Consider the following 13,334-nt stretch of genomic DNA (forward strand, 5'->3'; position numbering starts at 1 on the left):
ACTACTTACGACGTGGTTTGTAGCCTTTTTTGCGGGAATGCGGTTTAATCTGCTGATTAAATGGAACGTACGTATAGCTGGATTGTGGATCGCGATGCGTGAGATGCCAGGTTCCGCAGAATTCGCACCGATATACCCAAAGTTCGGTGCCGCGTTCACGCCAACTTTGGTCAGCGGCCTGCTGAGCTGTTGCTTTGTCGTGATACATGATTTTGTTCGATTCGACACAGCGTTTGGGTACGAAATAATGCATAGTTCTTCAGTCTATTCAACCATCGGATAAGCGCAAGAAGGTCCCTTAACATTCCTGAGATCTGTCGGCGTACTGGAACTTTCAGTGGCCAGAACGATCCTCCCGCCGGGAAGGCCCGTAACCCCGAAGACCGGAACGCAAGCGGATAAAAAATAAGATTGATGGAGATGTTCTCGTCATCTTGCGTTGCCGTGCTATCGTTTCGTGCAATGGACCGTGGCACGGATTCGCGGCCGTTCCCGGCCTTCCCTTTTCCGGCCCGGCCTTGCCAAGCCGCCGTCCTGCCATGCCGGGCGGTTAATTGGAATGGCGATCATCCGCCCGGAAATACAAGAGGATCCCCGGGAGCCGAGCTCCACCGGGGATCCCCATATCATTACGTTGAATGCGGCGGCGTGCTACTCTCCCACACCCTCTCGAGTGCAGTACCATCGCCGCGACCAGGCCTTAGCTTCCGGGTTCGGAAAGGGACCGGGCGTCTCACCTGGGCCATGACCACCGCAAAACCAATACAACGGCCAACCGGGAAACCGGCGGCCGGCAAACGGAACCAGCCACGCGACCGATTCCGATCGTGGCGGTCCGGGAACCGGACAACGGACGCGAAGCAAAACGCCTTACCAACATCATCATTGTGACCACAAGAAACAGCGTTCCCTGCCATCCAACGAGAAAACCACCACAGGACGAGACCCAACCCACAAGGGTTGGAAAGTGTGCCGCGTTCGCCCGTTAGTACCGGTCGGCTCCACCCCTCGCAGGGCTTCCACCTCCGGCCTATCGAACACGTGTTCCACATGCGGGCTACAGACGCTCCGAAAAGCGTCAAGGAATCCTAATCTTGGAGCAGGCTTCCCGCTTAGATGCTTTCAGCGGTTATCCCTCCCGAACGTAGCCAACCGGCCATGCCGCTGGCGCGACAACCGGCATACCAGAGGTCCGTCCACCCAGGTCCTCTCGTACTATGGGCAGGCCTCCTCAGGATTCCAACGAGCGCAGAGGATAGAGACCAAACTGTCTCACGACGTTCTGAACCCAGCTCGCGTGCCGCTTTAATCGGCGAACAGCCGAACCCTTGGGACCTGCTCCAGCCCCAGGATGCGACGAGCCGACATCGAGGTGCCAAACCATCCCGTCGATATGGACTCTTGGGAATGATCAGCCTGTTATCCCCGGGGTACCTTTTATCCGTTGAGCGATGCCGCGCCCGTGCGCCGGCACCGGATCACTATCTCCGACTTTCGTCCCTGCCCGAACCGTCGTTCTCGCAGTCAAGCCCGCTTGTGCGATTACACTCGAAACCCGATTGCCAACCGGGCTGAGCGGACCTTTGAGCGCCTCCGTTACTCTTTGGGAGGCAACCGCCCCAGTTAAACTACCCGCCAGGCACTGTCCCTGAACAGGATCACTGTTCGAGGTGAGACGTCAAACGAGAACAGAGCGGTATTTCACCTTGCGGCTCCACACGGGCTGGCGCCCGCGCTTCGAAGCCTCCCGCCTATGCTACACAATCCGCGCCTAACGCCAATACCAAGGTATAGTAAAGGTCCCGGGGTCTTTTCGTCCTTCTGCGCTTAACGAGCATCTTTACTCGTACTGCAATTTCGCCGAGCTCCTGGTCGAGACAGTGGGGAAGTCGTTACGCCATTCGTGCAGGTCGGAACTTACCCGACAAGGAATTTCGCTACCTTAGGATGGTTATAGTTACCACCGCCGTTTACCGGGGCTTGAATTCACCGCTTCACCACAAAGGCTGACGGATCCTCTTAACCTTCCGGCACCGGGCAGGCGTCAGTGCATATACAGCGGCTTGCGCCTTCGCATGCACCTGTGTTTTTGGTAAACAGTCGCTACCCCCTGGTCTGTGCCACCCCCAAACGCTCCGAGGGCAAGCCTCTTCACGTCCGGGGGTCTCCCTTATACCGAAGGCACGGGAGTGATTTGCCGAGTTCCTTGACCAGGATTCGCTCGATCGCCTTGGTATTCTCTACCTGACCACCAGTGTCGGTTTGGGGTACGGGCGGCAACGCCCCTCGCGCCGAGGCTTTTCTCGACGGCCTGGACCACCGGATATCGCGTCCGAAAGGACGCCCATCATCGCACCTCACCCTGCATGTCCCACGGATTTGCCTATGGGACGGGCTGCGTGCTTGACCACGGAAAACCACCTCCGCGGCCGGCTCCCATTCCGTGTCACCCCTGTGCGCTAACCTACCAGGACTACGCTCCCAACAGCCGCGAGCCCCGAACCCCGAAGGGAACGACGCCACGCGACCGGAGGTTAGTACTCATCCGTTCAGTTCGGACGGTTCGCTGCCGGTACGGGAATATCCACCCGTTCATCCATTCGACTACGCCTGTCGGCCTCGCCTTAGGACCCGACTCACCCGGGGACGACGAACGTGGCCCCGGAACCCTTGGTCATCCAGCGGACGGGATCCTCACCCGTCTCTCGCTACTCATGTCTGCATTCTCGCTCCCCCGAAGTCCACGGCCGGCTTGCGCCGCCGCTTCGCCCCTCGGGGGACGCTCTCCTACCCAACGGTCGAAAAGACCGTTGCCGCGTCTTCGGTGGTGTGCTTGAGCCCCGCTACATTGTCGGCGCGGAACCACTAGACCAGTGAGCTGTTACGCACTCTTTCAAGGATGGCTGCTTCTGAGCCAACCTCCTGGCTGTCTATGCGACTCCACATCCTTTCCCACTTAGCACACGCTTCGGGACCTTAGACGACGATCTGGGCTGTCTCCCTCTCGACGACGGAGCTTATCCCCCGCCGACTCACTGCCGGAATACACATCCACGGTATTCGGAGTTTGGCTGCTATTGGTACCCCACACGGGCCCGCAAGCATCCAGTAGCTCTACCCCCGCGATGCAATCAACCGACGCTGCACCTAAATGCATTTCGGAGAGAACCAGCTATCACGGAATTTGATTGGCCTTTCACCCCTAGCCCCAGGTCATCCCCCGGTTTTCAACCCAGGTGGGTTCGGTCCTCCACGCGGTCTTACCCGCGCTTCAACCTGCCCAGGGCTAGATCATCCCGCTTCGGGTCCAGGGCACGCGACTCAAAACGCCTTTTGAGACTCGCCTTCGCTACGGCTCCCCCACGACGGGTTAGCCTCGCCACGCACCACTGACTCGCAGACTCATTTTTCGATAGGCACGCCGTCACCCCACCAGGGAGGCTCCGACGGATTGTAGGCGCACGGTTTCAGGAACTCTTTCACTCCCCTCCCGGGGTGCTTTTCACCTTTCCCTCACGGTACTGGTACGCTATCGGTCAGACAGGTATGCTTAGACTTACCCCACGGTCGGGGCCGATTCACACGGGATTCCACGAGGCCCGCGCTACTTGGGACGCATGATCGGAAGACGGCAAGCTTCCAGGTACGGGGCTGGCACCCTCTGCGGCCAGGCCTTCAAGCCTGTTCCCCTGGCAAGCCGTTTTATGACTCCCGCCCGGTCCGTCGGAACCGGGACACACGCTCCCACAACACCACGGACGCAACCCCCGACGGGTATCACGCGCCCATGGTTTGGTCTGATCCGCTTTCGCTCGCCACTACTCACGGAGTATCCCTTCCTGCAGGTACTGAGATGTTTCACTTCCCTGCGTACCCCCGGAACAACAAGGTTCCGTGCCGGCCCATGACGGCCGGCGGGTTGCCCCATTCGGAAATCCTCGGATCGAAGCCATGTTGGAGGCTCCCCGAGGCTTATCGCATCCTCAAACGTCCTTCATCGGTACTGTCTGCCAAGGCATCCACCATACGCCCTTCAGGGCGGCACACGCCCCGAAAAACCTGATAATAGCTTTTCTACGCCAGACGACAGATCATCACACTGTAAAAAATGATCACAAAACGATCGATCTCGAAACCAGACTCCAAAAAAAGAGCCTGGCGAAATCGCGATAAAGCAAGCAGGACAACAATCCTGCATTGCTCGCGTCCACTATCCAGTTCTCAAACCACCACGCGCCCCGACAAGACCCGGCCCGCGGCCCACAGACCCACGGCGTCCCGCCAGGGGCATCCGGAAAACCGCACGCGACCAAACGTCGCGGGTGGCGGTCCGGGAACCCAAAAGCATACCCATACCACTCCCCGCAGGCCCCAACGGAACCCGCGAAGCCCACGATCTCTTCCACACCAGCACGCCCACACCCTCCGAAGACTCTCTCCGGCATGCGGGCCACACTACGGACGCCGACCGGCGTCCTGAAAAACTCCGTAGAAAGGAGGTGATCCAGCCGCACCTTCCGGTACGGCTACCTTGTTACGACTTAGTCCCAATCACGAGTCTCACCTTAGACGGCTCCATCCCACAAGGGGTTAGGCCACCGGCTTCGGGTGCTACCCACTTTCATGACTTGACGGGCGGTGTGTACAAGGCCCGGGAACGCATTCACCGCGGCGTTGCTGATCCGCGATTACTAGCGACTCCGCCTTCATGGAGTCGGGTTGCAGACTCCAATCCGAACTGAGACCGGTTTTCAGGGATCCGCTCCACGTCGCCGTGTCGCATCCCGTTGTACCGGCCATTGTAGCATGCGTGAAGCCCTGGACGTAAGGGGCATGATGATCTGACGTCATCCCCACCTTCCTCCGAGTTGACCCCGGCGGTCCCCCGTGAGTTCCCACCATCATGTGCTGGCAACACAGGGCGAGGGTTGCGCTCGTTGCGGGACTTAACCCAACATCTCACGACACGAGCTGACGACGACCATGCACCACCTGTGAACCCGCCCCGAAGGGAAGCCCCATCTCTGGAGCGGTCGGGAACATGTCAAGCCCAGGTAAGGTTCTTCGCGTTGCATCGAATTAATCCGCATGCTCCGCCGCTTGTGCGGGCCCCCGTCAATTTCTTTGAGTTTTAGCCTTGCGGCCGTACTCCCCAGGCGGGATGCTTAACGCGTTAGCTCCGACACGGAACCCGTGGAACGGGCCCCACATCCAGCATCCACCGTTTACGGCGTGGACTACCAGGGTATCTAATCCTGTTCGCTCCCCACGCTTTCGCTCCTCAGCGTCAGTAACGGCCCAGAGACCTGCCTTCGCCATTGGTGTTCTTCCCGATATCTACACATTCCACCGTTACACCGGGAATTCCAGTCTCCCCTACCGCACTCAAGCCCGCCCGTACCCGGCGCGGATCCACCGTTAAGCGATGGACTTTCACACCGGACGCGACGAACCGCCTACGAGCCCTTTACGCCCAATAATTCCGGATAACGCTTGCACCCTACGTATTACCGCGGCTGCTGGCACGTAGTTAGCCGGTGCTTATTCGAAAGGTACACTCACCCGAAGGCTTGCTCCCGATCAAAAGCGGTTTACAACCCGAAGGCCGTCATCCCGCACGCGGCGTCGCTGCATCAGGCTTGCGCCCATTGTGCAATATTCCCCACTGCTGCCTCCCGTAGGAGTCTGGGCCGTATCTCAGTCCCAATGTGGCCGGTCGCCCTCTCAGGCCGGCTACCCGTCGTAGGCTCGGTGGGCCGTTACCCCGCCGACTACCTGATAGGACGCGACCCCATCCCATACCGCTAACGCTTTCCCAGACCACCATGCGATGGACTGGAGCATCCGGCATTACCACCCGTTTCCAGGAGCTATTCCGGTGTATGGGGCAGGTCGGTCACGCATTACTCACCCGTTCGCCACTCTCACCACCAAGCAAAGCCTGATGGATCCCGTTCGACTTGCATGTGTTAAGCACGCCGCCAGCGTTCATCCTGAGCCAGAATCGAACCCTCCACAAAAAACCTTTGCAGAAAGCCAACATGTGACTCTCAAAAATAAGAAACCGACATCCGTTTATCAGGAAAACGGACTGTCCGCAAAAACCCCGTCCCGTTTGACCGGCCTCCCGGCACCCACACGCCAAACGCGCGCGGGCCGTAAGACGGACTGGCAATCATTGACTATAAAGAAGTAGTACAAATACGCTCTTGAGTTCTCAAACCACCACCACACCAGCAAGCCGCCCCAATCTCCAGGAGCGAGGCCGCCGTGCTGAGCAGCAAGAGATAAACCTACAGCACAATCCGATTCCACGCAACCCGGGCATGCGAAAACCACCGGGAAACGTTGGAAACACAACGATCACTCGGCGTGTCGAAAACGGCCTCCGAACGGCCGCACGGCCAGTCTAGAACACGAAAACAACGACCACGTGAACCAAAAACAAACACCAAACGGCGTGTCACCAACCGACAAACGCAATGCAAATTGCATAACCAACTCCATCACCGCCCAAAAATCGTCAGAAAAAGCTGTCAAAGCCGTGTCGGTAATCAACATAGACGGAATGAACCGTGGTATGCCTAATACATGAGCAAAAAGATCGCAGTATTGACAGGGGCGGGGATTTCCACGTCCGCAGGTATTCCCGACTTCCGCGGGCCGGACGGCGTCTGGACCAAGCACCCTGAACAAACGAAAGTGTATGACATCGACGCATTCCTCGCCAATGAAGAAGACCGCAAGTATTCCTGGCGTTGGCAGAAGGAATCACCCGTATGGAACACGCAGCCGGGCACCGCGCATAAGGCGCTCGTCAAACTGGAACAGGCTGGACTGCTAACACTGCTCGCCACACAGAATTTCGACGCGCTGCACGAAAAAGCAGGCAATAGCAGCGACGTCATCGTCAATCTGCATGGCACCATCGGTACCTCGCACTGCATGAAATGCCATGCAAAATACGACACCGCCGACATCATGGCGAATCTCGACAACGAACCAGACCCGCACTGCCATCGCAGACTACCGTACAGCGGCAACATGCCATGCAACGGACTCATCAAAACCGACGTGGTCTATTTCGGCGAAGCACTGCCGGACGGCGCGCTCGAAAAATCGTATCGCCTTGCGACGCAAGCCGACGAACTGTGGGTCATAGGATCCACACTGGAAGTCATGCCCGCGGCAAGCATCGTGCCTATTGCCGCGCAGGCAGGAGTGCCGATCACCATCATGAACATGGGACGCACGCAATATGACCGCTTGGCGGACCGGCTGATCCACGACGATATCGCCGTCGCCCTGCCCCAACTCGTCGACGAAACCATCGCCGCCGCACAATAAATATGAAAAATGGGATTATGGATTCTGCAAATAGTAGCGAAATCCAGAATCCCACAATTTGCGCATCTTCAGTTCTTTGATATTTCGCAGGGCTGCCGAAAATCTCCATAATTTCTGAATGTAGAAATCTTCTACATTCAAAGATTCATGCACCCAACGCAGTAATGGGAATCACGTAGATGCCATCTTCGCGTTGGTAGGCGAAATCTCCCACGCCAACAAGCACCGACAAAAATTCCGGAGCACGCACTCGAGACTGCGGATTCTTCAGCAACTTCTCACGCAAACGAAGCAGATTCTTCGCAGCATCGTCAACCTTGCTTTGACTGGACTTGATTTCAATGCCAGCCCAACGACCATCAGTCAACTCAATAATGGCATCGCATTCCAAACCGGAATCATCGTGATAATACCGGACCGGCTCATCACCAATATCAGGCAGCGCACGGGCATACACCAGCAGGTCACGCACGCACAAGTTTTCAAAAAGGAAACCGAACGTCTGCCAATCCTCAAGCAAAGCACGCGGATTCACGCCAAGCACGGCGGCCGCGATGGAAGGATCGGCGAAATAACGGCGAGGCTTAGTCTGCAAACGCTTCGGAGAACGTGACGGAGGCACCCAACCGGGCACGCCATCAATCACAAACATGCGCTCGAACATGGCCACATATTCGCTAATCGTTCTTGGAGAAATGAAATCTTCAAGGTCTTTATGAAGGTCTTTCTTCTGGGAATCATTCTGTTTGTCCGCGACATCGGAATCCAAATCCAACTCGGCACCATACATATCCAAACCAAGCGTTTTGAACGTGACGGACTGACTCACATTGCGAGACAAAGAACGCAAAAGACGGCGAGCAACTTCAGGATCGCGCCCCTGCCTAGACACCCCTTCGTTCAGCGTCAGGTGCGCATATTCACGAATGAGGATCTGCGCATCGGAAACCGGCAGATTCTGCGCTTCCGGCCATCCCCCTCTGCACACAAAATCGAACAGACGCTCCGTTGGCGTCTCCACTTTCGCAGGGTTGAAATCGCCTTCAAACAAGGATGACAAACTCACTTCGCCCGTGGAATCGCCACTTTCGAAAAGCGACATCGGACTCATGCGAACATGCCCGATACGCCCAGCGCCCGTATGCTTCGGGCGCTTGTCATGCATGGGCGTGGAAGAACCGGTCAGCAGCCATTGCCCCTTCTCCCCCGGCTCGTCGTCAACCTTGTGGCGCACCTCATCCCAAATGGGCGGAACCAGCTGCCACTCGTCAATAACATGCGGACGTTCACCCAACAGCATTAGCGACGGATCGGATTGCGCGGCCATAAGATTGTTACCGCGGTCAACATAAGTAATACTTGCCGCATGCTGACGTGCGGACCACGTTTTGCCGCACCATTTCGTTCCTGCGATTTCGACGGCACCGAAAATGCGCATGTAGCGTTCGATCTGCTGATCGACAATACGCGGGCGATAACCTTGCGGCTTGACCTGCTGATTGCTATTTTCCGTCATATCACATCTCGCTTCCATTCTCCGCACACTTCACAACACTGGCTCAGTTTCGTTGGCATTGCGTCGGTTTTGCCTGGGTGTTACCAAAATCCGAATTTTTGGATGACAAAAATCCGAATACTTCAACAACAATAATCCGAATTTTCCAACTACCAAAATCCGAATGTTCGGACAACGGAAATCCGAATGACGGAACAGCTGGCCGCGCAACAAAGCAACAAAAAGGGTCTTGGAGGGCTTCGCGACAATCAACAATCATCGCAAGGCTTTCCAAGACCCTTATTTGTTAAAGCTGGTACTGAAATCAGCAGAAATCAGTAGAAATCAGTAGATGCGCTTGGGCTGGAAACCGGCCGCGCGCATCGCGTCAAGGATGCGGTCGATGTGCTCGGGACCGTTGGTCTCGACGGTAACGCCCAAGGAAACCGAATCGGTGTAATGGCTGGAGGCCTTGAACTGGTCATGGTCAAGCGCGATGACGTTGGCGCGCTGCTCGGCCAGAATCGTAGCCACCTTGACAAGCTGGCCCGGGGTGTCCGGAAGCTCGACCTCGAAATTCATGATGCGACCGCGGGCGATCATGCCCTTCTGAATCACCGCACTGATGGAAACGGTGTCCTCATTGCCGCCAGAAAGAATCGGCACCACCACATGCGGACCCTTCGCCTCGGCGAACTTGCGTGAGCGCAGGTTGAGATGCTCAAGCGCAGCCAGAGACACGGCGCCAGCAGCCTCGACAACCAGCTTGTGCTTTTCGAGCATGAGCAGGATCATCTCGTTGATGTCACGCTCGGTCACGGTGACGATGTCATCAAGGAATTCGTTGAGCAGCGCGAACGTAAGATCGCCCGGACGCTTCACGGCAACGCCTTCGGCGGACGTACGCACCTGGTCGGCGGCGACCACATGACCAGCGGCCAGCGAGTTCTTCCACGCGGGGCTGCCTTCCGGAATCGCACCAATCACGCGCACTTCTGGCTTGAACGTCTTGATGGCAAGTGCCACGCCGGCACCGAGGCCGCCACCACCCAGCGGCACGACCACATCGGTAACGTTCGGCACGTCTTCGAGGATCTCGAGACCAATAGTGCCTTGACCGCACAGCACCTCGTAATCGTCGAATGGCGGCACGTAAATCATGCCTTCCTTGTCGCTCAATTCCTGGGCGCGGGCTGCTGATTCGTCAAATACTTCGCCGTACAGCACCACGTCTGCGCCGTACGCCTTGGTGGCGTCGACCTTCAGCGGCGGAGTGATCTGCGGCATGCAGATCGTTGCCTTCGCGCCACGTTCGCGAGCCGCATATGCCACACCCTGCGCATGGTTGCCTGCGGAAGCGGTGACAATGCCGCGAGCAAGCTGCTCGTCGCTCAGGGATGCGATCTTGTTGTACGCGCCGCGAATCTTGAACGATCCGGTAACTTGGAGATTCTCAGGCTTGAGCAGAATCTCATGTCCGGTCATGTCGGACAGCACCTTGGACGGAATGACTTCCGTATGGCGTGCAGTGCCCTTCAATCGTTCGGCGGCTAGTTTCAGTTCAGCTGCGTGATTGCGCTGCAATGCTTTGAGAACCTCGTTTTGTTCCATGAGCGTTATTGTAAGCGCACGTCTGCCAAAACTGCCTGATCATGCGGATTTTGCCATCAAAAGTGAGATTATTTGCGCAAATACTTACGAAATTGAGATTGCTCACAAACGCAATCGGAGGTAATCAGGGATAATCGCAGTACAACAATCGCATTAAAAAGCGTTCGTACGATTCCGTGATGAATCGTACGAACGCTTTGCAGAGAGTTTATAGGAAAGATCGATCAGAGCTGGATCACGACCCCCTCCCAGCGAGCGAGCTCGCCGCGAGCGATCGACTTCACGCCATGCACGGCATCATAGGTGCTGAGCAGTACCTGCGACTCGCCCACGCCATCCTCAAGCAGTTGCGCGACCTCAGCAGGCACCTGCGCCGTCCTATCGGAGAGATTGACCATGACGAGAATCGTATCGTCGCCGCTGGTACGCGTGAAGGAATACACCTGCTCGCTGTCCGCCGCAACCAGATCCCATTCGCCCGTCGCGACGGTCGCGTTATTGTGGCGCATGGCGATGAGCTTCTTGTAGAACGTGTACACGGAATCAGGATCGTCGAATTCCTCGGCTGCGTTGATCTCGACATGATTCGGATTCACGCCGATCCACGGTTCCACCGCCGCGTCCGGCGCGGTGAAGCCGGCGTACCTGGAGGCGTCCCACTGCATCGGAGTGCGCGAATTGTCGCGTCCGATGAGCGCGAGGGCCGCCATCATCGATTCCGGAGACTGGCATTTGGCCTCCTCCACGCGCTGGCGGTAGGCGTTGATGGCCTCCAGATCGCGGTACTGGCCAAGCTCGGTGAAATGGGCGTTGGTCATGCCCAGCTCCTCGCCCTCGTAGATGTACGGGGTGCCGCGGTGCATGTGCAGCAGCATGCCGAACGCCTTGGCGCTCAGCTCGCGCGACTCGCGGTCCGTGTCATCGCCCCAACGGGACACGACGCGCGGCTGGTCGTGGTTGCAGAAGAACAGGCTGGCCCAGCCGGCGTGCTTCACGGCCTCCTGCTGGTCGGCGAGACGGGCGCGCAGGTTCCTGACTTCGAACGGCACGGTGTTCCACTTGGAATCTTCCTGGTCGATGCCCACGTGGTCGAAGAGGAACAGCATATCAAGCTCCCTGTGGGCCGGATCGGTGATGAACTCGTTGCGGGCCGGAGTGATGCCCGGCGCTTCGCCGACGTTCATGTAGCCTTCGCGGCCTTCGAACACTTCGCGGCGCATTTCGGCAAGGAACTCGTCGATGCGCGGACCGTCGGAGCACCATGGGAACGGGCTGGAATAGCCTTCCTCACCAACCGGATAATCCTCAATCTCGCAGCCGTCTTCTCCCGGCAGCTTGCCGTTCTTATCAGCAGTCTTCGAAACCTGCGTGATCACATCCATACGGAAGCCGTCAATGCCGCGGTCCATCCACCAATTCATCATCCTGTAGACGGCCTTGCGCACCTCCGGATTCTCCCAATTCAAATCCGGCTGCTTCCTGGAATACTGGTGGAGATAGTATTCGCCGCGCTTCGGATCGTACTGCCAAGCGGAACCGCCGAAATACGAACCCCACCGGTTCGGCTCGGCACCCGGAGCGCCCGGCTCATGGCCCGGCCTGGCCGGACGCCACCAATACCAGTCGGCATGCGGATCGTCCTTGTCGCGGGAGGCCTGGAACCAGGCATGCTCGTCGGACGTGTGGTTGACCACCAAATCCATCACGATCTTCAGACCGCGCCTGTGCGCCTCGGCAAGCAGCTCGTCCATGTCCTCCAACGTGCCGAACAGCGGGTCGATGTCCTGATAGTCGGAGATGTCGTAGCCGTTGTCGTCCTGCGGCGACCTGTAGACCGGGGACAGCCACAGCACGTCCACGCCGAGGTCGGCCAAATAATCGAGACGGCTGGTGATGCCCTTCAGGTCGCCGACGCCGTCGCCGTTCGTGTCCTGGAAGGAACGCGGATAGATCTGGTAGACCACCGCGTTGGCCCACCAAGGGTTCGGGGTAGCGCCGTTGGAACGCACGGCGTCGGGAAGGACGGAACGATTGAAATCAGTCATTTCGATGAGGCTCCTTTGCTTAAGTGAAATGGGTGAACTTTGCTATGTCCAATGGTATGCAAAGCGTTTTTTCTTTCTTGCCCGCGGCGCGTTTCGACAAGCGGGAAATGAATGCTGGCGACGAACGAGACAATCGCTATTCCTCGAAAACCACAACCTCCCCATAGGAGACGCGTTCCGAAATAGATTCCCCAGCTTGCAGCAATCGGACGTCGCCACGATTCTTTCGCTGCCGGAGCGGCCGACCGCGCTATGCGTATGGTCCGACCATTACGCGCTGCCCGTCATCCACGAACTACGCAGCAACGGCGTGCGCGTGCCGGAAGACATGTCCTGGCCGGGCACGACGGATCGGATGTGGCCGCCAGCATCAAGCTGACTACCATGGCGCAGCCCGCGCGCGAAATCGGACGAATCGCGGCACGTAAAACATTGGATCTCGCCGCAAAGAAAACACTGGACGAGCCGCGCACAATCATCCAGACCGTGCTGACGCCCGGCGATACGACGCGGCCCATCACTCACGAATAGCGATTGGATGGACGGTGAACGGGAAGGGACGTCGGACGGGACTCCAGCCGATCGAGTAAATAAGCGAATAATTCGGTTTCGTATCGAAAAAATCGAGTTTTTCGGGTTTGGGGGTACACTTTCGATGCAATTCAGCGGAAATTGCGCCCCCATATATGCAGCGGAATTCATTCGATGATGGAAAACCGGCTTTTTCGAGTACGGGGGCAGAGCGATAGAAGCCAAAGGTATAAAAGGTCAGGCACGCAGAATCGACGCACAGCCGCTGATATATACGAAAAAGCGGGAATCCTCGGAAAAGGGGA

8 protein-coding genes and 3 rRNA genes are annotated in these 13,334 nt (G+C 57.6%); 4 read left to right on the plus strand and 7 right to left on the minus strand.

The window, feature by feature from the left end:
- Position 1 precedes the first annotated feature (1 nt).
- From AH68_RS09515 to AH68_RS09530, 4 genes are all read right to left on the minus strand, one after another.
- Positions 2-253, minus strand: a complete 252-nt coding sequence (locus AH68_RS09515) for a hypothetical protein (RefSeq protein WP_003835954.1) — start codon at positions 251-253, stop codon at positions 2-4.
- A 385-nt stretch (positions 254-638) separates the two neighbouring features.
- Positions 639-756: ribosomal RNA gene (rrf, locus tag AH68_RS09520) — 5S ribosomal RNA — on the minus strand.
- A 210-nt stretch (positions 757-966) separates the two neighbouring features.
- Positions 967-4,046 (minus strand): 23S ribosomal RNA (locus AH68_RS09525).
- 446 nt (positions 4,047-4,492) lie between these two features.
- A 16S ribosomal RNA gene (locus AH68_RS09530) occupies positions 4,493-6,020 on the minus strand.
- The 16S, 23S and 5S rRNA genes sit together here, the layout of an rRNA operon.
- A gap of 571 nt (positions 6,021-6,591) precedes the next feature.
- On the opposite strand from AH68_RS09530, the gene AH68_RS09535 reads away from it, so the two are divergent.
- Positions 6,592-7,347, plus strand: a complete 756-nt coding sequence (locus tag AH68_RS09535; RefSeq protein WP_039199491.1) for an SIR2 family NAD-dependent protein deacylase — start codon at positions 6,592-6,594, stop codon at positions 7,345-7,347.
- A gap of 145 nt (positions 7,348-7,492) precedes the next feature.
- Here AH68_RS09535 and AH68_RS09540 read toward each other — a convergent pair whose 3' ends face one another.
- Positions 7,493-8,863 carry an ATP-binding protein gene (locus tag AH68_RS09540; RefSeq protein ID WP_039199492.1) on the minus strand — a complete coding sequence of 457 codons (1,371 nt, stop codon included), beginning with the start codon at positions 8,861-8,863 and terminating at the stop codon, positions 7,493-7,495.
- 186 nt (positions 8,864-9,049) lie between these two features.
- Here AH68_RS09540 and AH68_RS11190 point away from each other — a divergent pair, with 186 nt between their 5' ends.
- A complete protein-coding gene (locus AH68_RS11190) occupies positions 9,050-9,184 on the plus strand; it encodes a hypothetical protein (protein WP_267128741.1) in 135 nt (44 codons plus the stop codon).
- A 3-nt stretch (positions 9,185-9,187) separates the two neighbouring features.
- On the opposite strand, the gene ilvA is transcribed toward AH68_RS11190, so the two are convergent.
- Both ilvA and AH68_RS09550 read right to left on the minus strand, forming a co-directional pair.
- The gene (gene ilvA / locus AH68_RS09545; RefSeq protein ID WP_039199493.1) at positions 9,188-10,453 is read right to left on the minus strand and encodes a threonine ammonia-lyase; all 1,266 of its coding nucleotides are present in this window, start codon (positions 10,451-10,453) and stop codon (positions 9,188-9,190) included.
- Positions 10,454-10,677: 224 nt separating this feature from the next.
- Positions 10,678-12,498, minus strand: coding sequence for a glycoside hydrolase family 13 protein (locus AH68_RS09550; protein ID WP_039199495.1), 1,821 nt, complete (start codon positions 12,496-12,498; stop codon positions 10,678-10,680).
- Positions 12,499-12,526: 28 nt separating this feature from the next.
- Here AH68_RS09550 and AH68_RS11360 point away from each other — a divergent pair, with 28 nt between their 5' ends.
- Positions 12,527-12,877 (plus strand): substrate-binding domain-containing protein, encoded by a 351-nt coding sequence (locus AH68_RS11360; protein WP_472924261.1) that lies wholly within the window; start codon positions 12,527-12,529, stop codon positions 12,875-12,877.
- Complete coding sequence (locus AH68_RS11120; RefSeq protein WP_236682412.1) at positions 12,856-13,029, plus strand: hypothetical protein; 174 nt, start codon at positions 12,856-12,858, stop codon at positions 13,027-13,029. Before AH68_RS11360 ends, AH68_RS11120 begins: the two co-directional genes overlap by 22 nt.
- The last annotated feature ends 305 nt before the right edge of the window (positions 13,030-13,334 follow it).

The sequence above is a fragment of the Bifidobacterium catenulatum PV20-2 genome, from assembly GCF_000800455.1.
Taxonomy (GTDB): Bacteria; Actinomycetota; Actinomycetes; order Actinomycetales; family Bifidobacteriaceae; genus Bifidobacterium; species Bifidobacterium kashiwanohense_A.

Excerpts from the sequence above, each read along its gene's own strand:
- AH68_RS09550 (WP_039199495.1), bottom strand. The coding sequence starts at position 12,498 with ATGACTGATTTCAATCGTTCCGTCCTTCCCGACGCCGTGCGTTCCAAC.
- AH68_RS11190 (WP_267128741.1), top strand. The coding sequence starts at position 9,050 with ATGACGGAACAGCTGGCCGCGCAACAAAGCAACAAAAAGGGTCTTGGA.
- ilvA (WP_039199493.1), bottom strand. The coding sequence starts at position 10,453 with ATGGAACAAAACGAGGTTCTCAAAGCATTGCAGCGCAATCACGCAGCT.
- AH68_RS09515 (WP_003835954.1), bottom strand. The coding sequence starts at position 253 with ATGCATTATTTCGTACCCAAACGCTGTGTCGAATCGAACAAAATCATG.
- AH68_RS09535 (WP_039199491.1), top strand. The coding sequence starts at position 6,592 with ATGAGCAAAAAGATCGCAGTATTGACAGGGGCGGGGATTTCCACGTCC.
- AH68_RS09540 (WP_039199492.1), bottom strand. The coding sequence starts at position 8,863 with ATGACGGAAAATAGCAATCAGCAGGTCAAGCCGCAAGGTTATCGCCCG.
- AH68_RS11360 (WP_472924261.1), top strand. The coding sequence starts at position 12,527 with ATGGGTGAACTTTGCTATGTCCAATGGTATGCAAAGCGTTTTTTCTTT.